Source organism: Streptomyces sp. NPDC111606 (assembly GCF_055656945.1).
Window position 1 is genome coordinate 166,304 of sequence record NZ_JBVKBY010000008.1, and the last position, 20,947, is coordinate 187,250.

Annotated in this window: 20 protein-coding genes and 1 pseudogene; 7 read left to right on the top strand and 14 right to left on the bottom strand. The window is 67.8% G+C overall.

The annotated features are described in order from the left end of the window. The first annotated feature begins 12 nt into the window (after positions 1-12). Genes ACZ7M7_RS27575 through ACZ7M7_RS27585 form a run of 3 tightly spaced genes read left to right on the top strand, consistent with a single transcriptional unit; the run spans position 13 to position 2,506 of the window. Positions 13-843: a TIGR04255 family protein gene (locus tag ACZ7M7_RS27575; RefSeq protein WP_472121168.1), complete on the top strand. Its 831-nt coding sequence runs from the start codon at positions 13-15 to the stop codon at positions 841-843. Then, on the top strand, positions 840-1,475 hold the full coding sequence (locus ACZ7M7_RS27580; RefSeq protein ID WP_472121171.1) for a helix-turn-helix domain-containing protein: 636 nt from the start codon (positions 840-842) through the stop codon (positions 1,473-1,475). Before ACZ7M7_RS27575 ends, ACZ7M7_RS27580 begins: the two co-directional genes overlap by 4 nt. Positions 1,476-1,492: 17 nt before the next feature. Continuing rightward, entirely contained in the window at positions 1,493-2,506 is a 1,014-nt protein-coding gene (locus ACZ7M7_RS27585; protein WP_472121175.1) for a hypothetical protein, read from the top strand. A gap of 70 nt (positions 2,507-2,576) precedes the next feature. Here ACZ7M7_RS27585 and ACZ7M7_RS27590 read toward each other — a convergent pair whose 3' ends face one another. Beyond that, positions 2,577-3,032, bottom strand: a complete 456-nt coding sequence (locus tag ACZ7M7_RS27590; protein ID WP_472121178.1) for a hypothetical protein — start codon at positions 3,030-3,032, stop codon at positions 2,577-2,579. 92 nt (positions 3,033-3,124) lie between these two features. Next, positions 3,125-3,331, bottom strand: coding sequence for a hypothetical protein (locus tag ACZ7M7_RS27595; RefSeq protein ID WP_472121182.1), 207 nt, complete (start codon positions 3,329-3,331; stop codon positions 3,125-3,127). A 414-nt stretch (positions 3,332-3,745) separates the two neighbouring features. Here ACZ7M7_RS27595 and ACZ7M7_RS27600 point away from each other — a divergent pair, with 414 nt between their 5' ends. Continuing rightward, positions 3,746-4,831: a TniQ family protein gene (locus tag ACZ7M7_RS27600; RefSeq protein WP_472121185.1), complete on the top strand. Its 1,086-nt coding sequence runs from the start codon at positions 3,746-3,748 to the stop codon at positions 4,829-4,831. Here ACZ7M7_RS27600 and ACZ7M7_RS27605 read toward each other — a convergent pair. Beyond that, positions 4,826-5,524, bottom strand: a pseudogene (locus tag ACZ7M7_RS27605) (MFS transporter); the annotation flags it as partial. The gene ACZ7M7_RS27600 and the pseudogene ACZ7M7_RS27605 overlap by 6 nt on opposite strands. Positions 5,525-5,754: 230 nt before the next feature. Here ACZ7M7_RS27605 and ACZ7M7_RS27610 point away from each other — a divergent pair. Beyond that, positions 5,755-6,291 carry a phosphate-starvation-inducible PsiE family protein gene (locus tag ACZ7M7_RS27610; RefSeq protein WP_472121188.1) on the top strand — a complete coding sequence of 179 codons (537 nt, stop codon included), beginning with the start codon at positions 5,755-5,757 and terminating at the stop codon, positions 6,289-6,291. A gap of 252 nt (positions 6,292-6,543) precedes the next feature. Here ACZ7M7_RS27610 and ACZ7M7_RS27615 read toward each other — a convergent pair whose 3' ends face one another. Continuing rightward, on the bottom strand, positions 6,544-7,674 hold the full coding sequence (locus ACZ7M7_RS27615; RefSeq protein ID WP_472121191.1) for a hypothetical protein: 1,131 nt from the start codon (positions 7,672-7,674) through the stop codon (positions 6,544-6,546). A gap of 618 nt (positions 7,675-8,292) precedes the next feature. Here ACZ7M7_RS27615 and ACZ7M7_RS27620 point away from each other — a divergent pair. Together ACZ7M7_RS27620 and ACZ7M7_RS27625 are read left to right on the top strand one after the other, a co-directional pair. Then, a complete protein-coding gene (locus tag ACZ7M7_RS27620; RefSeq protein ID WP_383407191.1) occupies positions 8,293-8,742 on the top strand; it encodes a DUF1931 family protein in 450 nt (149 codons plus the stop codon). Between the two features lie 500 nt (positions 8,743-9,242). After that, a complete protein-coding gene (locus tag ACZ7M7_RS27625) occupies positions 9,243-10,436 on the top strand; it encodes a PP2C family protein-serine/threonine phosphatase (RefSeq protein ID WP_472121195.1) in 1,194 nt (397 codons plus the stop codon). Positions 10,437-10,686: 250 nt separating this feature from the next. On the opposite strand, the gene ACZ7M7_RS27630 is transcribed toward ACZ7M7_RS27625, so the two are convergent. From ACZ7M7_RS27630 to ACZ7M7_RS27675, 10 genes are all read right to left on the bottom strand, one after another. Beyond that, complete coding sequence (locus tag ACZ7M7_RS27630) at positions 10,687-11,145, bottom strand: DUF2267 domain-containing protein (protein ID WP_472121198.1); 459 nt, start codon at positions 11,143-11,145, stop codon at positions 10,687-10,689. A gap of 4 nt (positions 11,146-11,149) precedes the next feature. Then, positions 11,150-11,542: a DUF2267 domain-containing protein gene (locus ACZ7M7_RS27635; RefSeq protein WP_380849971.1), complete on the bottom strand. Its 393-nt coding sequence runs from the start codon at positions 11,540-11,542 to the stop codon at positions 11,150-11,152. 21 nt (positions 11,543-11,563) lie between these two features. Beyond that, positions 11,564-13,495, bottom strand: coding sequence for an MFS transporter (locus tag ACZ7M7_RS27640; RefSeq protein ID WP_472121201.1), 1,932 nt, complete (start codon positions 13,493-13,495; stop codon positions 11,564-11,566). Between the two features lie 466 nt (positions 13,496-13,961). Further along, complete coding sequence (locus ACZ7M7_RS27645; protein WP_472121710.1) at positions 13,962-14,459, bottom strand: Hsp20/alpha crystallin family protein; 498 nt, start codon at positions 14,457-14,459, stop codon at positions 13,962-13,964. 47 nt (positions 14,460-14,506) lie between these two features. Beyond that, on the bottom strand, positions 14,507-16,288 hold the full coding sequence (locus tag ACZ7M7_RS27650) for an FAD-dependent oxidoreductase (RefSeq protein ID WP_472121205.1): 1,782 nt from the start codon (positions 16,286-16,288) through the stop codon (positions 14,507-14,509). Further along, positions 16,288-16,548, bottom strand: coding sequence for a UBP-type zinc finger domain-containing protein (locus tag ACZ7M7_RS27655; protein ID WP_383626751.1), 261 nt, complete (start codon positions 16,546-16,548; stop codon positions 16,288-16,290). The genes ACZ7M7_RS27650 and ACZ7M7_RS27655 overlap by 1 nt, the downstream gene beginning before the upstream one ends. A gap of 6 nt (positions 16,549-16,554) precedes the next feature. Beyond that, a complete protein-coding gene (trxA, locus tag ACZ7M7_RS27660; RefSeq protein WP_472121210.1) occupies positions 16,555-17,013 on the bottom strand; it encodes a thioredoxin in 459 nt (152 codons plus the stop codon). Next, positions 17,010-19,649 carry an ATP-dependent chaperone ClpB gene (gene clpB, locus ACZ7M7_RS27665; protein ID WP_472121216.1) on the bottom strand — a complete coding sequence of 880 codons (2,640 nt, stop codon included), beginning with the start codon at positions 19,647-19,649 and terminating at the stop codon, positions 17,010-17,012. Before clpB ends, trxA begins: the two co-directional genes overlap by 4 nt. After that, positions 19,640-20,008, bottom strand: a complete 369-nt coding sequence (locus ACZ7M7_RS27670; protein WP_472121220.1) for a chaperone modulator CbpM — start codon at positions 20,006-20,008, stop codon at positions 19,640-19,642. The genes clpB and ACZ7M7_RS27670 overlap by 10 nt, the downstream gene beginning before the upstream one ends. Beyond that, entirely contained in the window at positions 20,008-20,943 is a 936-nt protein-coding gene (locus tag ACZ7M7_RS27675) for a DnaJ C-terminal domain-containing protein (protein ID WP_472121224.1), read from the bottom strand. The genes ACZ7M7_RS27670 and ACZ7M7_RS27675 overlap by 1 nt, the downstream gene beginning before the upstream one ends. Between the last annotated feature and the right edge of the window lie 4 nt (positions 20,944-20,947).

The following is a 20,947-nucleotide window of genomic DNA, read 5'->3' on the forward strand; positions in this document are numbered from 1 at the left end:
AGAGTGTGAAGTGTGGACGGGACTGAGCGGGGAGCCCTTTTCGAGCGGGTACTAGTCGATGACGTGCCGCTGCCTGACGCGCCTCTGGCCAGAGTGATCGGGCAGCTGCGTTTCGGCACCCTGTCGGTGCTTGCATCAGGGGACGAGGCTGCGCAGGCATTCGTCAAGGAACTGTCCGAGAGCTATCCGTTCATCGAGCAAGGCCTTGAACAGACCTTCCTCTTCGCCCCTGGTCAGCCGGCGCAGCAAGCCGAGGTCGGCAAGGTCTGGCGTCTTCGATCCGCAGACCACAAGAGCGTCGTCGCCTTGACCAACGGAGCGCTGACGCTCGAGACCGCGGCCTATCCAGGGCGCACAAACTTCTGCAACGAGTTGGCCCGCCTGGCAGGCACTTTCCGGGCCATCACCCGAGTCCCCTCGTACAACCGCGTAGCGGTGCGTTACACCAACCGTCTGACCGGTGCAGAAACACTCAGGCAACTGACGAAACTCGTCCACCCCGAGTTCCTTGGTCTGGTCGGAGCCCCGCTGGGCAGTGGAACGCAACTGTCGTACACACTGTCGCAATCACTCTTGTCCTTCGAAGGGACGGCAAAGCTGCTTGTCCAGTTCGGGCTCCTCCCGGAAGGCGGCACGTTTGACCCAACGCTGCCCCCAGTAACCGAGCCCAGCTGGGTGTTTGACCTGGACTCGTACGAGGAGTTTCCCGACTCTCATCTGGCTCTGGCCGGAGACACCGATGCGGTAAGCAAGGCTGCCGTGGCCTGTGCTGAACGTGCCCACACCCTGTTCCGTTGGGCCGTCACTCGAGAGTTTCTTACACACTTCGGCGGCCGACCATGAGCGGCACCCTGCTGAACCCTGGGCCGTACACCGCCACGTCAACGCCGTACGACCAAGGCTTCGAAACCCGCCATGCCGCCGCTTCGTCCCGCATCCGCATCTGGGTGGCGGGACCAGTGGCGGCAGCATGTCTCGCAGGCAGCATGACCTTTGGTGCCGTGGCAGCCCCTGCTGAGGCGACGACCCCCCTGGACCGCCGCACCTACACGCCCCAGGTACGGCAAGGCCTCAGTTCACAAGGCCAAGCGGATACCACTGACCGGGTGGCGGCGGAGGGGCCGAGCTCACCTCGCACGACCACCGCCGGGTCGGTTTCGCATCTCCACGATCACTCGGGCTTGACCTGGGACCAACTGGGCAAGTTGTTCGGAGTCAGTCGGCGCGCCGTGCACATGTGGGCTTCCGGCAAGCGGATGAACGCCCGGAACACGGAGCTGCTGGCCGAACTGCTACGCCTCATCAACTCGGCCCCAGGCGGAACGACCGATGAACGCCGGGCATGGCTTTTTGCGCCAAGTGCTGACGGAGTGACCCCGATTGAGCGATTCTTGAAGGAGCATCGCCGTCCTGGCCAGCCGCTCAGCGGCTCGGGATACACACCAGCGGGGTTGCTGGGGATTACTGACGAGTAGCGGGGGGCCATCGCAACATGACCGAGCCATCCGTCCCCGCGGATGGGGTCGAGGAAGAACTCACCAAGCCAGCCTCACCATCGGAACACGCATCAGTAGATCTTTCCGGTTTCCAGCAAGCGGACGTGCTCAAGACGGATCGCATCCCGCTACGCGGCCCTTCAGGCGAAGTGATCTGGCATGCCACCCCAGATGGCGTGGCGATCATCAGCCAGACGTGCGATGTCGTGCAGCCGGGCAAGGCGTTCCTCCAGGTGGCTCCCATTGTCAAGTTGCCGGAACAGTTGATGAAACGGGCCTCCAAGGGAGCCATGCCCGGTTTTGTTGCGGTGCCCGAGGCTGGATCCGACGCCTTCGCTGACCTCGATCACATCGCGACCGTGTCGAAAGCTCACGTGGCACTACTTGCTCCGCAGCGAGGTGTCGCAGACGTGGCAGCTCTACGCGTCTTCGGGATGCGGGTCGGTCGTCGCTTCTCACGCTTCGCCTTTCCTGACGACGTCGTGCCGTGGCTTGAGCCGCTCAAGAGTTCGGTGATCAGCAAGGCAGGCAAGACCAGCAGCCCTCTGGGGCGGGTACTTGACGATTGGGTGGAGTCCCTGCGGCTGGAGTGCGCCCCGAGTTGGGATGCCGGCCCGCCGTATCAACTGACATTGCTCGTGCTCGTGAAGCCAAGCCTGCTGCCGGTGTTCGACGAGGACGAAAAGCCTGAGCCGCCTCCGACCCTTGAGCAATGGCTTTGGGATACAGACGGAAACATTAAGCAGCGTCCAGCGGCGATCGCGGACCGACTCCTCCAGCTCTCCATCACTGGTGACAGAGACCAAAGGCTGTGGCTCTGGGAAGGGTTCGCGCAAGCTCTTGTTGCGGAGTGCAAGCCGAAGCAATCAGCTCCTGCCACCGTGATCAATGCCGTCATCGGGGGCGAGATCGACTTGGAAGTCACCACGATCCGAGACATCACATACGAACGCATTCTCCGCAGCGAAGAGATCGATGTCGATCACCTCTCGCCGCCAGTGCCACGCTAGACACACCTGGCAAGACGAGCAGGTGGAGCCCATGTCCCCGGCCCTCCGCTGAGGAAGCAGCCTCGAGGCCCTATTCCATAATCCGTCGAGCTGCTGCCGCCGTGATCTCACCGGGACTGTAGGTCTGCAGCAACTCGTTCAGCGAGCAGTCCAACTGCGCTCGGCGCGTGGAACGGTCACGTGCCAGAGCCTGCGCAATCGCTTGTTGCAAGTACTCCTCCGGAGTCTTCTCCTCGGCGGCAGCGAGCCGCTGGATCCGCTCCTGGACCTCGTCACTCATGGGGATGCTCATGAGGTATTCGCCGTCGGCGCCCGGAAAGAGACAGCAGAGCACGTCGATGGGGAGCGCGTCTTCCAACCGCTTCCAGATCTTTCTCACGGCCCGGCGTTCGTTCGTTGCGGACACGAGGACCACAAGACGTTTCCGATCGCAAGCGGCAGCCATGGGCAGGGCACTTTCGTGCCGTGCGGCTTCGAGTTCGGCGGCTTCGATGGTGCGAGTCAGGGTGATCTCGATCGCATGCACGGGCACTGGTTGCTCTCCTTCCGCGGGTTCGGGCGTACGAGATGCTGGGCGCAGCCAGTCACGGCGGACGGGCCAAGGCCGGAGGAAGGCCCCTACTCGAGCGGAATCTCTCCGTCCGGCAGCCACCCGCCCCAGTAGCCGTCCATGAAATCGAGCAGTTCAGCGGGCTCGACCTGGGCTTGGTCTGACCGCAATTCGGCCGTCGTCCACCAGCAGGCTTCCGGGGCGATGGCGAAGCGCACGGCCGGCGGCCAGCTTTCCGCGGCTGGGCGCACCACCACGACGAACTGAACGCCCACCACGGAGTCCCTGCGGGAGAGCCGACCGATGAGAGGAGAGATACGAATCGGCGGAAGGTGGACGGTGCGACGTAGATGGCGGGATGCCGCGCGGCGGATGGTTTCGCCGGGGCGCATGGGCACTGTCGGTAGCGTCCAACCATCTTCATCGTCGGACTCGGACGGAATCAGGAGTAGCTGGCGCCTCGGAGAATCGATGACAACGGGGCGTACTACGTCGCGGCTGTCCGAGTGAGCGTCGTCCATGCCACATCACTTCCGTGATGTTATTCGAATAACACACATAAGCGTCCTCTTGGGTGACCCACCGAGGAAAGGGTTCCAGTAAACAGAGCCCACTTCTCAGTCACCCACATCGGTGGTCCGCTCACGAGCCACGGTTCAGCAGGCCGCATCTGCCACAGGATTCGCGCCGTGAGCACCGCGAAGAAGCCAGCGCAGGGGAAGCGCCAACCGCGCCGCACCCTGACTGCACCAATCGTTGAGCCGATCCCCGGCGAGTCTCTGACCAGCTGGATCGGCGCAGTCGCCGAGCAGCAGGACCTCGAGATGAAGCCGCTTCTCCGGGAACTTCACCTCGACAGGCTGGGCGGCGTCTCCGCGGCCGAAATGCGGCTGTCCGACCCCGTGGCCCGGCGGATGGAGAAACTGACCGGAGTCGACGCCGAGCGCCTGCACTCAATGACCCTCGCCCGCTATGCCGGCAACGCGCTGCCGCATCTGCCGTTGCTCCCTGCTGATGGCGTCGCCGTTCAGCAATGGCACAAGGGGGCGTGGATCCACCACTCGCAGGCACGCTGGTGTCCGAAGTGTCTACGGGACAACACCAGTCGGCGCTGGCTCCTGCGCTGGAAACTTCCATGGTCGTTCGCGTGCGTGGACCACGGTGTGTACATGGTGACGGAATGCCAGGCCTGCTGGGACACCGTCCGTTTGCCTCACGACGCCCCACCCGCGCAAACCTGCGAGAACTGGACCGACGAGGGTGAATGGACATACGACCTTGGACAGCCATGCGGGTTCCCACTCATCATGAGCCAGCCTGTGCCGGTCAGTGACGACTCTGTTCTCGCCCTCCAGGCGCGTGTCAACGCCTGGCTCGATGGTTCGCCCACGCACCAGGACCGGCAGCTCGTGGCACTGGCGGCTGTACTGATCCCGCTTGTGTCTCCGTCGATGGTGCGGCGCGGTGATCCGCTGCTTCGGTACGCGCTGCGCTCCCCCAGAGGCACCTCGCAACGGAAGCGAGAAGGCAGAAGGCCATGGACCGACTCACTTCGGGTGACGGCCGCCGTCTGTGCAGCCGACGGACGGGTGCGCCGTTCCTCTTCCGCCACCGAGGTCGCTGAATGGATCGCCGACCTTCGCCTCCTCGACCACCGGCGTAAGCCCTGGCGCATGGACATGGCGGAGCTGGCCTACGGGCCCTCGCTCCGGCCCAACCCCTTCATCGAACCGCTGGTGCACCGCGGGCTGATCACCCTCGGCAGCTGGCTATGACCACTCGTCGCCGGACCGTACCGACGTGCCTAGGGCGATGAGGGACGCCAGGAGGGAGAGGACGGCCAGCACGCCTAACATCTGGGGGTATCCACCCATGGGCACGGCGAGCACGGCTCCGGCGAACAGTGCCAGGGCAGCGGCCGTGGTAGCGGGAGCGGTGAGAAGTCCTGACATCCGCCCATAGGGAGCGGTGCCCCAGCGGTCGGTCACCGCCGTGGCCTGAAGAAGGGTCAGGTTCCCTCGGACCGGCCGGCTGCGATCGAGGCTCTGGCCGCTCCGCCGAGGCCGAGGCCCCATGCTGCCTGCCGGCGTCGTGGAGTATCCGCGTTCGAGGAGCAGCGGGACCAAGGCGAAGACGACGGCGTACATGGCGAACGCCGAGAGGGTCAGTGCTGCAGCGAGCATCCAGAACAGGCGGGTTCGTGACGCCCGTTCGCCGCCATGTCCGCTGGGTGCAGGTGAGCGGGGTGCCTTGGGCCAGGGGGAATTCAGGGCGACGGCGTGTGCCGGGATCGTGATCACGGCTAGGACCGCGGCGAGCACGACGTACGTGGTGCGCCAGGACAGGTGGTCGGCGAGCACCGCTGTCAGCGGGGCGAAGACAGTGGAGGCGAGACCGTCGGCGAGTGTGACGACGGTCAGGGCACGGACGTGGTCGGGAGCCCACCAGCGGGTGAGGACGGCGAAGGCGGCACACCCACGCGGGGGGCGAGAGTCCGGCCCATCTCGGAGGGCAGGCCCGGGTCGGCGACCAGGACGAGCCGCAGGCTCCTGCCGTTCGTGTCTGCGTCGGGCTGCCTCATCTCGTCTTGCCGCCGGGGAGGCTTCGTCGCGCCTCGCCGCTTCCCCAGGCTGCCAGCAGAGGGAGGGATCCGCCCGTTCGGCAGCACGCCGCGCCTGCGGGCCGGGGGACCCCTAGCATGCTGAATGTGCGACCCATTCTCCCGAAGATCGAGGGCGGCCGGGTACAGGGCCTCCTGCAGCTCATCGAGGACGGCATCCATCTCGTCGTCGCGGCGCTTCTCGTACTGCTCGCGGGGCTTCTGACCGTCGGGGTCGTCCGAGACGTCATCGGGTCGATCCAGGGGCCGTACCGCGAGGAGACGGTCGTTCTCTCCGCCCTGGACAACGGCCTTGTGCTGTTCATCGTGGCCGAGCTGCTCCACACCGTCCGCCTCACCATCAGGAACCAGACCCTCGACGCGGAACCGTTCCTCGTCGTTGGCTTGATTGCCGGCATTCGCAAGGTGCTCATCGTGACGGCCGAGGCGGAGAAGTCCTTCCGCTGGAACCCCGAGGGGATCGAACTGCTCATCCTGGCGGGGCTGATCCTCGTGATGGCGACAGCGGTGTACGTGTGGCGGCGCTCGACGCGGCCGGGAGACTACTTCCCGCTTCAGGAGGCGCGTCGCTCCCCGCCGCCGGAGCCCTCACCCACCTCGGTGCGCGGGTCGTGATCCGTCACCTTCCGCAGCCACGGCCGCCCCACCCGTTGCTCCTCTCGAGCGGAGCCGACATCCCCTTCCAGGGGCGTGCGGCTTACTTGTAGCCGCGAGGTCCTTCAGCCCACTTCTGTGCCCGCGGGCGAGGGGCGCGGGCGTGGGGCTAGTCCGAAGGACCGCCGCGTGAGCCGAACCGCCGGTACGCCTGCTATTCGGTGAGCGGCGATGCCGCACGCGCGCCCGGGAGCCGTGTGTGCCGGTATAGGTTCACTTCGAGGGCTGGTCACCGTGGTCGTCTTGGAGCGTGTGACGACGTTCCTGTTCGCGCTTGGAGTAGGCGGCTGCCCGGATCGCATCGTCGCTCTCCAAGCCTGATCCCAGCGCGCCGCCCACGGTGGCGACCGAAGCGACGAACCAGGACAGCGTCAAGTACTCCTCGGCGTCCAGTGGGGTTCGGGTCACGGAAGCGAACGCTTGGTCGTTGAGGATGAACAGCGCCCACACCCAGTTGATGACCATCAAGCCCACGTAGCAGACGAGCACCCCGATACCCACGGTCACGACCGTCGAGGCGTTGTACAGCCGCGCCCTCTGCCTCGCCTCCGGCGAGCTCTCTGTTGATCGATGCCACAGCTCCGCGTCTATGATCAGCCAGCCGATCATGATCGCGACAGATCCGACCGTGGCAATCACGAGGCGTGGCGTGCTGAGGGACGCGGCCAGGGTCCAGACGGTGGAGTTCACGGTGGCGACTGCTCCCGTGGCGAGTGCGGCCGCCAGGGCTTTCGACAAGCCCGGCACCAACCGCCACGGCCGGTTGGCGCGGACCATACCGGCGAGCACTCGCAGGTAACCGCGCGGCCCGCTGACGACGTACCGAAGATCGTCGGTCTCCTTCTCACCGGTTGGGCCCGGCTGAATAGGCGCGAGACGATTGACGAAGGGCCCCAGAAGCGGCTGACTTCGTGGAGGTCCTTCAGCTCCAGTGGTTTGCGGAGCCGTCAAGCCAAGCACGGCTTCTTCGACGGCCCGCCGGGCCCTCGTCTGCAGCCGCAGGCCTCCCAGTGAAGGAAGAGAGAGCAGCGCCAAGCCGTGTTCGTGATTCAGATTCACAGCGAGCCTGCGCCCGTGTGAGTGCAGCGGAAGGTCGGTGAGGGCCACGACGATGTCCCAGTTCTCCGCACTCCCGCGGTCCATGATCCGGCGCATCAAGGTGGGCGGGTCCTCCGTCCCTGAGGTGATGGGCTCACTGACCACCTCGACGTCGAACCGTCGCCCCTGGCCCGACTTGTCGGCGAGCCGAGCTGAAAGTGTCCGGGCCATGCGCTGCGCGACCTCCGTCGGCGCGTCCGGATCCGCCAGGAGAGCCACGACCGTAACGCCCTGCGACACCCGCATGACTGGACCCTCCTCGTCGGCTGCCCCGCGCTCCCAAGTGCCCACAGACGCCGCCGAGGTAACGTCGGTGCCGCGTGACACGCTGGCCTCCGCCTGCAGGTGCAGACGGTACGGCCGGATCTCCTCGTCTTCCCAGCACCGGCCGCGATCGCGTCCGCCAGCGCGAAGACCCGCTCAGGCATCACCCCGGCACGCACCGCGCTCCGCGCCACCGACCACCAAATCCAGAACGGCTGCGAGGCACAGCACTACGTCCTGCTGGCGTCGGATCGGCTGGTAGGCGGGATGGTCCGCGTCAACCGGGCCCGGGCGCTGTCCACCGGCATCTCCCGAGCGGTCCCTGGCGTGTTTGCCACCGCGGCTCGGCCTCATAAGCAGCTATATCTGGGGGGACACCCCCCTTACGTGGCAGCTCGGCGACGCGGTGTACACGCTGCTGTCGATCCGCACGCCCGTCCGACTCCCCGGGCAGTCGGACGCCTGGGCCTGGCAGGGCAATACAGGGAGGCTAATTGGGCCCGGTATGCGCATGCGTTCGCGCACCCCCGTCGGCCAGGCTGACGGGGAAGCCCCAGGGGGCCGGGAGCCACCCGACGCCCGCAGCCGGAGGTTGCCGTCATGACCGTGATGTCCATCGCCAGGTTCGAAAGGTTCTTCCGCGCGGCCGGGGGGCTGGACGTCGACAAGAACGATCTCAAGCGCTACAGCGACTTCGTCGACGCCAAGCTCTACGATCTGCTGACCGTCGCCCAGGCCACTGCCAAGGCCAACGGGCGCGACGTCATCCGGACCTGTGACCTACCGATCACGAAAGGCCTGCAGGAGAGCATTCACCACTTCCGGAAGATCGACCAGGAAGTAGAACTCAAGCCGATCCTGGAACAGCTCGCCACCCACCCCGCTCTGGACCGCACGCCCGACGAGGAGACCGAGGCGGCCTATCCGGACATCATCGGTGGACTCAGCCTGGCCCTTGCTCAAAGCTTCAAGATCCTCCACCCCGACCTGAAGAACCCCCAGACCCAGCACTGGGGCGAGGCTCGAGCCGTCTTCGACCTCCTCCTGTGAGTGGCGACCGGACCAGGCGGAGCAGGCCATGGGCCAAACAGCTTCAGCGCGCTCTGCTTCCGCGGCTGCCTCAACGATCCTGCTCAGCCGTCGCAGGGCCTCGTCCACGTCCAGGGTGTTGCTGAGACCGGTCGCGTGCCTCCGCCAGCCAGCAGCGGCAGGAGGTCCAGAGCCCGCTGCAGCGCCGCGTCCACGTCGAGATCGTCCTGCGGTGGAGCGCAACCGCCTGACGGATGATGGGCAACCAGCCTGTGGGGCGGCTGACGCATCTGGTCGGTGAGCCGACCGAGACCGCGGCGGGCACCCGTCGGCTGCTGGAGCGGACCGCTGTGCGGCTTGCGGGGATCCGCACGATCCCGACCTGCTGGTGTCAGCCGAACCCGATCCCGATTCCCGACCGATCCGCCAGGGGCCCCAGCCCGCCAGGCTGATCGACCCACATCTCGGGTGTCGGAGGGCTCAGATTGTGGCGGCTCCACCTCGCGGGGATCATCGAAGGCATGGACAGGAACGTGTCCGTCGGGTCCGGGGAGCGGCTGCTGGAGGAGTTGGTCAGAGCAGCCCAGCTGGCATCACCTGCGGAACTGCCCGTGGTCCTGAACCGGTATGCCGAGGCCATGGGTCTGGGCAGGGCCGCTATCTATCTGGTCGACATCCAGCAGAGACTGCTGGTGCCGCTTGTCGAAGGCAAGCCAGAACTGGACCTCGACACTTCACTGGCCGGATGGGCCTACCGCACCGACTCTCTCCGAGTGGAAGAAGGCCCCTCCGGCGGGATGGACGTCTGGCTGCCCCTGGCCGACGGGGCGGAGCGGCTGGGCGTCGTTGAACTGAACTTGAGCACCCTGGACGGGCACAAGCTGCGGCGCTGTCGAACGACGGCGCTGCTCCTCGCACTGATCATCACATCCAAGCGCACCTACAGCGACACCATCGCGCAGCGCATGCGTACCAGGCCGATGCACCTGCCCACGGAGATGGTGAGGGCTTTTCTCCCTCCCCGGTCGATCGGGACCGGGCGGGTCGTTTCGACGGCGGTTCTGGAGCCTGCGTACGAACTGGGCGGCGATGCTTTCGACCATGCGTTCACCGAGGACGTTCTGCACGCCACAATCCTTGACGGCATGGGGCACAACCTGGCGTCCGGACTTGCCACGTCTGTCGCCATGGCAGGCTGCCGTAACTCCCGGCGCAGCGGGGCAGACCTGAACGAACTCGCGGGCACCGTGGACGAGGCGCTGGCGAAGTGGCTTCCGGACCAGTTCTGCACGGGTATCTTCACCCAGTTGCACATGCCCACCGGGGTGCTGCGCTGGTGCAACTGCGGCCACCCGCCTCCGTTGCTCATCCGTCGCCATCGCCTGCTCCACAAGGCCTTGGAGCGGGCACCTGAGCCCCCTTTGGGTCTGCCCGCCAGTCTCGCCGGGACCGCCCGTCAGGTGCACGACGTCAGCCTCGAACCCGGTGACCGAATACTGCTCTACTCAGACGGCGTCGTGGAGTCACGCGATGATGCAGGCGAAGAGTTCGGCCTGGAGCGCTTCACCGACTACATCATCCGGTCGACCGCAGCGGGGCAGAGCGCCCCGGAAGTGCTGCGCCTGCTCATCCATGCCATCCTCGAGCATCGGCACGACAAACTCAGCGACGATGCCACGATTTTGATGTTCGAGTGGCAGCCCCCTGAACCGTGACCGCAACTATCCGCAGCGCCAGACCGCGCAGGCGCGGCGCCTCAGGCGACGGGCTGCAGGTCGTTGGCCGCAGCGGCGCCCTGCTTTCCGACGGATGCTGCCGGAGGCTTGGGTTCTGCGGTGGCCGGGCCCCCCGACTCTCGACGATCAGCGCGCTCGACAACCACCCGAGACCTGGGTGTTGGGACGGCCGGGGCCAGGCAGGCCTGCTCGGCGGGCTGGGCGGCACTCGAGACCTCCTCCGCCCGAATCACGGCAGGAGCGCGGCAAACGAGTTCGGCACCCGGGATTTGAGGTGCTGCCATTCGCCAGCGCTCACATGGCGTTCCAGGGATTTCAGTACGGTGCGCACCAGCTTCTCGCTGCCGCCCTCGACCGCATAGGGGAATTCGCTCCGAACCCGTGCAAAGAACTCCTCGTTGCTCATCTTCACGGGCGTCTCGGCCGGCTTCCAGCCGTCGTAGTAGATGCCCCTGACGATGGTCGGCAGCTGGGCACCGAACTGTACGGCTGTCTCGACCGGGAGACGATCCCGGAGCGGGTGCAGCACGGCCCGAAGTGCCGCGTACGACTGCTTGCGGCGGTCTCTGGGCCATTCGAAGGCCTCCTCGACGTCTTTGAGGAGCCGATTGGCCTTGTCCACCATGGTGTCGAACGAGGCGAAACCTGTATCAACCATTTTCGTGGACCTTTCGTTCTGGGCGCTCACGGGCTCAGTCCGCGAGGTCGGCCTTGCCGAACAGGACCGCGTAACTGGAGGGGAGTTGGCTGATGATCTGATTCAGCTCTCCCCCGGTGACAGCGTCGGCAACGGTCGTCAGGACCGCGCTGGCGTCCCACTGCGCCGTACGCGGCCGGGCATTGGTGCGCTCGGCGACCCGGCGGTAGAACTCTTCGATCCCGAAGCTCTGCGCCTGCTGCGGCGTGGCATGTTCCAGAACTTGTCCCAGCGGGCCGGGCAGCTGGGATGCGAGGTCCTTGACCTCTCCCGGGCTGATCCGTTGGGCCAGCACTTCCAGCACGGCGTTGGTGACGTCCGCGGCTTCGTCCTGGTCGCTGTATTCGCCTCGCTCGCGTACACGGGCAAGGAATCCGTCGTACTTCATCGCTGCCTCCTTCTGCCCCGGTCACCGCTGGTCATGGGGGTCGGCCGGTGGGCTGTCGGGCCGTGCGGGTCCGTCCGTCGTCGCGTAGCTGCCGTCCGCGAGGCCCTTGGCCCGGGACTCCCGCACGGATTCACGCAGGGCACGGCGGAAGCGACCCGGGCCCCAGGAACGTCCGCCGACGGCCTGTTCGAGTCGGTCGCGGCTCGTCGGGCCGGCTTCTTGGAGCGCGTGGGTGATCTGTTCGATCTCGTTGTCGAGGCGTTGTTCGGCCATGGCGGACGTACGGCTTGCCGTGCCCGCGGTGCCGGCCATCCCCGGCGAGTACATGGTGCTGCCCGGTCCGGTGCCTGGGCGATAGCGGCGGGCTCCGGTGCGCTCCCGCTCCCGGCGGCGGGCGGTGCGGTCGGCGATACGCAGTTCCCGCTCGTGCTCGGCCTGCCGGACGTGCGCGGGCCGGAGGCGGTCTCGTGCGTCCTGTGGCGCGGGCTCGTTGCGCCAGTCCGCCTCGGTTTCCTCAGCGGTAAGCGGACGGGCGATGTTCTCCAGGGACTGTTGTTCGGCCCTGACACCGAAGAAGACCTCGGCGAGCCCGCCCAGCGCCATGGCTGCCGCTCCGACGAGGAAACCGATGGCCACCAGGTTGGCATCGCCCGTGTGAATCAAGTGGCCGAACAGCAGTGGGCCGGTGATTCCGCCCACGGCCGTGCCGATCGCGAAGAACAGCGAGATGGACAGGGCTCGGGTCTCCATGGGGAAGACCTCGCTCACCGTCAGGTAGGCCGAGCTCGCTCCCGCGGACGCCACGAAGAAGGTCAGCGAGACCAGCAGGAAGAACCACCAAGTCGTCAGGGAGCCGTTGATCAGCAGGACGGCGAGGACGGCTGCCACGACTGCCGAGCCGAAGTAGGTGCCCGCGATCATCGGCTTTCTGCCGACGGTGTCGAACAGTCGGCCGAGAAGGAGTGGTCCGAGGAAGTTGGCGATCGCGAAGAGGGCAAGGAAGTAGGGGATCGAGCCGGAGCCTATGTCGAAGAAGCCGTTCAGGATCGTGCCCAGGTCGAAGACGATCGCGTTGTACAGGAACGCCTGTCCGACGAAGAGTGCCAGACCGAGAACGGCGCGACGCGGGTACCGCCGCAGAGCCACGCCGGCGATCTCCCTGAATGGGATGACGTCGCGCTGTCGTACGGTGACCGCCTCGCCCGGCTCCGGCAGCTCACGGCCGGTCTCTTGGTGCACCTGGGCCTCGATCCGGTCGACGATGCGTTCAGCCTCGTCTTCATGCCCGTGGATGAACAGCCATCGCGGACTCTCCGGCACATGGCGGCGTACCAGCATGATGCCCAGGCCCAGGATGCCGCCGAGGCCGAAGGCCAGCCGCCAGCCGAGGTCGGCTGCCAGCAGACTCTCGTTGAGCAGCAGCACGGCGACCAGGCTGCCGATCGCCGCACCGACCCAGTAGCTGCCGTTGATGGCCAGATCCACCTGCCCGCGGTTACGGGCCGGAATCAGCTCGTCGATGGCCGAGTTGATCGCGGCATACTCTCCGCCGATGCCCATACCGGTGATGAAGCGGGCGAGGTAGAGGTACCAGGCGTCGTGGGCGAACGCGGTCGCGACGGTAGCGAGGATATAGATGCCGAGCGTGAGCATGAACAGCTTCTTACGCCCGTAGCGGTCGGTGAGCCTCCCGAACAGGAGAGCGCCCGCACATGCGCCTGCCACGTAGATGGCCGCGGCAGTGCCTATGTCGGCGCTGGTCAGGTTGATGCCGCTGCCCGGCTCGGTCATACGGGCGGCGACCGCCCCGACGATCGTCACTTCGAGTCCGTCCAGAATCCAGACGGTTCCCAGACCGATGACGATCCGCCAATGGAATCGGGACCACGGTAGCCGGTCAAGCCGGGCGGGGACCTTGGTCGTGACGACACCGAGCTCGGCTGTGGTGGTCATGCCGTGCCTCCTCGTTCAGGGCCACGGGCTGTCGCCGGAAGAACAGGCCGGTATGGCCTGGTCCGCATAGGGTGGTCTTCTGTGCTGCGCTGCCGCCTTCTGGGACACCGTTTTCGCTTTCTCCATGAGGGCGACACGATGCTCTGGCGCTGCGCGCGTGGGTGCGGAGCGGAGGGCAGCAAGCGATACCCGACCGTCCAGGACGCCGAGCGTTACGCACGGGCATTCGACCGCGAGGACCAGGCGGACATGGGCCGGCGAGCACCGCTTGGCCTGCTCCCCCTTCGGCTGCTGCGCGCCTGGCGTCTGCGGCGCCGAAAGGACGCCGGTGGGGAGCCGCGTGCCGAGTCTCCGCCGCCGTGAGGGGTTCTGACAGGGGACGTGGTTCATGAGTCACCCCCGGGTGTCGAGCCTCGCCGGCCGGCCGCGGTGCCGGATGGGTGCCCGGAACCGCGGCGTTCGCGTCTCAGCCCTTGTTCTCGGTGCTTTCACTCGTCTCGCTGATCTCGATGTGCCGGGGCTTTGCGACCTCGGCCTTGGGGACGGTGATGTTGAGCACCCCGTCCGACATCTGCGCATTGATCTTTTCGGTGTCGAGCTCTCCGGGCAGCCGCAGCCGGTACTCGAAGGATCCGGTGCGGCGGGTGCTCCGGCGCAGGACGCCTTTGCGTTCCTTCTCCTTGATCTCTCCGGTGACCACCAGCTCCTGGCCGTTCGCTTCGACGTTGATGTCCTTGCTCTTGACGCCGGGGAGTTCAATCTCGACGTGGAAGGCGTCGTCGGACTCCGTGACATCCGCCAGGGGCGTCCACGCGACTGCGGGCGCAGTGCCTGTCACCGTGGATTCCATCAGTCCGCTCATCTCGCTGAGCAGTTGGTCGAACTCCGTCAGCGGATTGCGTGCCCAGCCAACGGGGCTGCCCTGCATTGCGCCACCGCGGTGACGCCGGACGGGCGCGGTCATGCCCATCGCCTCCTTCTCCTTCTCGTGATCTCGTCGCCCGCTGGGTGTCATGCGAGCCAAGCGGACTCCTTCGGACGGGTACGCGAGGAACTGTCGGTGCCACCGGGCGCGGCCGTGTGGTCCAGGTAGCGGTGCACGAAGTGGATGCTCATCGCGCCTTCGCCGACCGCGGAGGCCACGCGCTTCACCGAGCCGCTGCGGACGTCGCCGGCGGCGAAGACGCCAGGCAGGCTGGTCTCCAATGTCAGGCAGTCGCGGCCCTGGCTCTGCCACAGTTCGGGAGCGGAGCAGGCCTGCGCCTCCGCGCCGGTGAGCACGAAGCCGCGCGCGTCGAGGGCGAGCGCGCCGGACAGCCACTCGGTGTGGGGGTCGGCGCCGGTGAAGACGAACAGGGCCCGCACCGCGAGGCGGTGGTGCTCGCCCGTGCGGTGGTCGACCACGGTGACCGCCTCCAGCGCGTTGTCGCCGAGTGCCTCGGTCATCTCGGTGTGCAGCAGCACGTGCACCCGCGGGTGGCGCTCGATCTGATCGATCAGGTAGCGGGACATGTGCGCCTCGAGGCTCGGCCCACGGACGAGCAGATACACCTGCGGTGCGTACCCGGCCAGGAAGAGCACCGCCTGACCCGCGGAGTTGCCGCCGCCGACGACCGCCACCGGGTCGGTACGGCACTGCTGGGCCTCGTAGACGGTCGCCGAGTAGTGGACACTCGCGCCCTCCAACGGCTCGATGCCGGGCACATGGAGGCGGCGGTAGTGGGCGCCGGTGGCCAGGACAACGGTACGGGCGGTGATCTCGCTGCCGTCGGCGAACCTGACGGCGTAGTGGCCGTCCCGCCGTTCGAGCCGGGCCGCCTCCGCCGGGACGCTGATCCGGGCGCCGAACTTGCCCGCCTGGAGGACAGCCCGCTCGGTGAGTTCGGCGCCGGATATGCCGGAGGGGAAGCCGAAGCAGTTGTCGATGCGAGAGGAGGTCCCGGCCTGGCCGCCGGTGGCCATCGCCTCGACCACGGTCGTGCCGAGGCCTTCCGAGGCGGCGTTCACCGCGGCGGCGAGACCGGCCGGACCGGAGCCGACGATGAGGAGATCGCCGCGGCCGTTGCCCGATGGCAGGGGCGGCAAGCCGATCAACCGGGCCAGTTCGGCGTTGCTCGGATTGCGCAGCAGTGTCGTGTCCCGCCAGATCACCAGCGGCGTCTGCTCCGGACCGACCGCGAAGCGGCGCAGCAGCGCCTCGGCCTCCTCGTCCGTCTCCAGATCGATCCAGCGGTGCGGCAGCCGGTTGCGGGCGGCGAACTCGCGCAGCCGCCGGGTGTCGGGCGAATAGCGCGAGCCGATGATGCGGAAGCCGGCGCCCTGCCCGACGAGCAGAGCACGGCGGCCCAGGCAGGCGCGCAGCACCACATCACCGAGGATGGAGTCCTGGGTCACCAGGTCACGCAGCTGATCCATGGACAGGGCGAGGATCTCGCCGGGGTCCCTGACCACGGCGGTGTAGAAAGCCACCTGTCCGTTCAGGAGGCCGAGTTCGCCGATGAAGCGGCCAGGGCCGTGGACACGCAGCAGGCGTTCGCCGGGTGTGCCGTAGCCCTCGACGATGGCGACCGAGCCACTGAGGACGACGTAGAACGCCTCGCACCGTTCCCCCTCCCGGATCAGGACGTCACCGGCGTCAACCGCGCGGTTCTGGCCGTGCTGCGCCAGGCGGGCCATCTGGTCGTCCGGCAGACGGGGATAGGCGCCGTAGAGGTCGGGGGTCTCGAAGGGGACGCTCTCCTCCGCCTCGTCCGGCACCGGCGCTGTGCCCGGCCGCGTCTCGTCGCCGGGCATCACACGAGCGCCTCGTGGACGAAGCACCACCGCCAGTCCTCGCCGGGCTCCAGCGACGCCACGATCGGATGGGCGTCGGCGGCTGCGTGACGGCGGGCGTGCCGGTTCGGCGAGGAATCGCAGCAGCCGACGTGGCCGCAGGTCAGGCAGAGCCTGAGGTGGACCCAGGGGGAACGTGTGGCCAGGCATTCCTCGCACCCAGGGGCGCGCGGAGTGACGGGGCGTACGAGGGCGAGGTGTGGGTCTGTTCCTACGGTCATGGCCGATCACCCTTTCCCGGCCGGTTCGTGGCCCGCGATCGAGTGCTCCACCCACTGCCGCAGGGCAGGGGCAGGTGCGGCACCCGCCTGTCGGGCGATGGTCTGTCCTTTGTCGAGGACCAGCAGCGTCGGTACCGCCTGGACCTCGAACCGCTGCGCCAGGCGCGGGTTCTTGTCGATGTCGACCTTGACCAGCTTGATCTTTCCCGCGAGATCGGCGGCGACCTTCTCCAGCGCTGGGCTCACCATGCGGCAGGGGCCGCACCAGGTGGCCCACAGGTCGACGACGACGGGCACGGTGGCCTGCTCGACGACCTCGGTGAAGTCGTCGTCGCCCGCGTCGGCCATCCACGGCAGTGGCTGCTTGCAGTTGCCGCACCTGGGGCGGCCCTCGGCCACCACGGGTACCCGGTTGGTGCGCCCGCAGTGCGGGCAGGTGACGTTGGTGGCTTGCACGGTACTCATGCCGCCCTCGCTCCCGTCACGTCCTCGGGCTGGTCGTAGGTGACAACCAGCTCTGCGTGCTGGGCGTCGATGCGGACCGTGGCGCCGTCCTGGACGTCGCCGCGCAGCAGGGCGCGCCCGACGAGGGTTTCGACCTCGTGGGAGATGTAGCGCCGCAGCGGCCGGGCTCCGTACACCGGGTCGTAGCCCTGGTGGGCGATCACCTCCCGGGCGGCGTCGGTGAGTTCGACGGTGATGCGGCGTTCGGCGAGGCGGCTGCGCAGTTCGTCGAACTGCAGCTCCACGATCCTCTCGATCTGGGACTCGCCGAGCGGCTTGAACAGCACGATGTCGTCGACGCGGTTGAGGAACTCCGGGCGGAAGTGTCCGCGCAGCTCGCCCATCACCAGGGCGCGGGCGTCCGGCTTGATCTCACCCTCGGCGGTGGCGCCGTCGAGGAGGTGCTCGGAGCCGATGTTGGACGTCATGATGATCACGGTGTTGCGGAAGTCGACGGTGCGGCCCTGGGCATCGGTGATGCGGCCGTCATCGAGGATCTGCAGCAGGGTGTTGAACACATCGGTGTGCGCCTTCTCGATCTCGTCGAAGAGCACGACCGAGTACGGCTTGCGGCGTACGGCCTCGGTGAGTTGGCCGCCCTCCTCGTAGCCGACGTATCCGGGCGGGGCCCCCATGAGCCGGCTGACGGTGTGCCGCTCCTGGTACTCGCTCATGTCGAGCCGGACCATGTTCTCCTCGGAGTCAAACAGGGCACGGGCGAGGGTCTTGGCCAGCTCGGTCTTCCCGACGCCGGTGGGGCCGAGGAAGATGAACGAGCCGATGGGGCGGCGCGGGTCGCGGATGCCGGAGCGGGCGCGGATGACGGCGTCGGCGACGAGCTTGACGGCCTCGTCCTGGCCGATGACGCGCTCGCGCAGGATCTCGTCGAGGCGCAGCAGTTTCTCGCGTTCCCCCTCCTGGAGGCGGGCGACGGGGATGCCGGTCCAGGCGGCGACGATGTCGGCGATCTCCTCCTCGGTGACCACCTCGCGCAGCAGCCGGTTCTGCCCTTGTTTGGCGGCCAGTTGGTCCTCCTCTGCGGCGAGTCGGCGCTCCAGGTCCTGGAGGCGGCCGTAGCGGAGTTCGGCGGCGCGGTTGAGGTCGTAGGCGCGTTCTGCCTCCTCCGCCTCGTGGCGGACCTGTTCCAGTTCCTGGCGCAGTTCCTGCACGCGGCGGATCGCCTGCCGTTCGGCCTCCCACTGGGCGTGTTTGGCGTCGGCCTCGCCGCGCAGGTCGGCCAGTTCCTTGCGCAGCTCCTCCAGGCGGGCCTTGCTGGCGGGGTCGGTCTCCTTGGACAGGGCGGCTTCCTCGATCTCCAGGCGGGTGACGCGGCGGGTGATCTCGTCGAGTTCGGCCGGCATGGAGTCGATCTCCGTACGCAGCCGGGCGCACGCCTCGTCGACGAGGTCGATGGCCTTGTCGGGCAGGAACCGGTCGGTGATGTAGCGGTGGGAGAGCGTCGCAGCCGCGACCAGCGCGGTGTCCTGGATCTTGACACCGTGGAAGACCTCCAGGCGTTCACGCAGCCCGCGCAGGATGGAGATGGTGTCCTCCAGGCTGGGTTCGTCGACCAGTACCTGCTGGAAGCGGCGTTCGAGGGCGGCGTCCTTCTCGATGTGCTTGCGGTACTCGTCCAGGGTGGTCGCGCCGATCATGTGCAGTTCGCCGCGTGCCAGCATCGGCTTGAGCATGTTGCCCGCGTCCATGGCGCCCTCGGCGGCGCCCGCGCCGACGACCGTGTGCAACTCGTCGACGAAGAGCAGGATCCGCCCCTCGGCGGCCTTTACCTCGCTCAGCACGGCCTTGAGGCGTTCCTCGAACTCGCCGCGGTACTTGGCGCCTGCCACGAGCGAGCCCATGTCGAGGGCGAACACGGTCTTGTCGCGCAGGCCCTCGGGGACGTCGCCGCGAACGATGCGCTGGGCGAGTCCCTCTACGATGGCGGTCTTGCCGACGCCGGGGTCGCCGATGAGGACGGGGTTGTTCTTGGTCTTGCGGCTGAGAATCTGGGTGACGCGGCGGATCTCCGCGTCACGGCCGATGACCGGGTCCAGCCGCCCGGACCGAGCCTCGAGGACCAGGTCGCGACCGTACTTCTCCAGAGCCTCGTAGGCCACTTCGGGGTTGGCGGAGGTGACGCGCTGGTTGCCGCGGACCTGGGTGAGCGCGCCGAGGAAGGAATCCCGGGTCACGCCGTGCTCCTTCAGCAGGCGCCCGGCTGCGGTCGCCGAGCCCTCCTCGGCCAGGGCCAGCAGCAGGTGTTCCACGGACACGTACTCGTCCTTGAGGCGTTTGGCCTCCCGCTCCGCCGCGTCCAGCAGCCGGGCCAGGCGCTGGGTGACGAAGACCTGGCCCGGTTCCGCGCCGGGGCCGGTCACCTTGGGCCGACGGGAGAGCTCCTCGCGTACGGCCGCGCGCAACTCCTCGGGCTCGGTGCCCGTCTGCTGCAGCAGCCGCGGGATCAGGCCCTCGTCCTGGTCGAGGAGGCCGAGCAGCAGATGCTCGCCGTCGACCTCGGTGTGGCCCAGGCGGCCGGCGGCGCTCTGGGCCTCCTGCAGGGCTTCCTGGGACTTCTGGGTCAGGCGGTTCATGTCCATGGTGGTAGATCACTCCTCACGCCTGCACGCCGCAGCGCGGCTTCGAGCAAGCTGATGCGGTCGAGCAGGTCGAGCACCAGACCGAGGGATGCGTAGTTCAGGCACAGCCCGGTGCGCAGCCGCTGGACACGGGCCAGGGCGGCCGGGGCAGTGGGGGCGAACACCAGCCTTCCGGAGGCGTCACGGTCGGCGTCCACCAGTCCGAGGGCGACGAACCGACGGATCAGGTCGGGATGGAGGCCTGAGCGGCGGGCCACGGTCACCAGGGAGAGCCTGGGCACGGGCACGATCGCGTACTGCGCGCCCACCTCGTGCGTGCGTGCGCGGGACGGGCGGGGCTCGGCCGGTCGGTCGCTCATCAGGTCCTCCTGGGGTCGAACGAGGATGTAGCCGCAAGTTCCTCCAGCAACTCGCGCTCCCGATCGCTCAGCCGGGGCGGCACCATGATCCGCAGCTCTGCGTACAGGTCACCGTTCGCGCCGCGCGGGCCCGGCATGCCCTCGCCACGCAACCGCAGGCGCCGTCCGCTGGAGGACCCGGCGGGCACGGTCACCTTCGCCGTGGCGCCGCTCGGCGTGGGCACCGGCACGGTCGCGCCCAGCGCCGCCTCCCACGGGGTGACCGGAAGCCTCACGTGGACGTCCCGGCCGTCGAGGCGGAACTCGGGGTGCGGCTGGATCCGCACCCTCAGGTACAGGTCCCCGGAGGGAGCATCGTCGCCGCTCCCGCGCCCGCCTTCCCCGGCCAGCCGGATGCGCTGCCCGTCGGTGGTGCCGGGCGGCACGTCGACCTGGTAGCTCCGCTGCCCGGCGGGTCCGGCGAGGGTGACCGTACGGCGGCCGCCCCGGTAGGCCTCCTCGACGGTGAGCGGTAGTTCGGCCTCCTGGTCGGCGCCGGGCACGCGCATCCGCCCGGCGCCGCCGAACAGCGAGCCGAACAGATCCTCGACGTCGACCCCCTCTCCCCCGAAGCCTGCCGTGGAGTACCGCACCCGGGGGCCGCCGCCGCTGGTCCCCCGGAAGCCGCTGCCGGCTCCGGCGCCGGCGGCGACCCGCTCCTCCCAGTCCTCCGGGATCTTCCGGAAGTCCTCGCCGAAGCGGTCGTACCGGGCTCGCTGGTCCGGATCGGACAGGACGCTGAAGGCCTCATTGATCTCCTTGAACCGCTCCTCTGCCTGGGGGTCCTTGTTAACGTCGGGGTGGTACCTGCGGGCCAGGGTGCGGTAGGCCCGCTGGATCTCGTCCGGGTCGGCGGTGCGCGCAACGCCGAGCACCTCGTAGAAGTCGCGTGCCATGGAG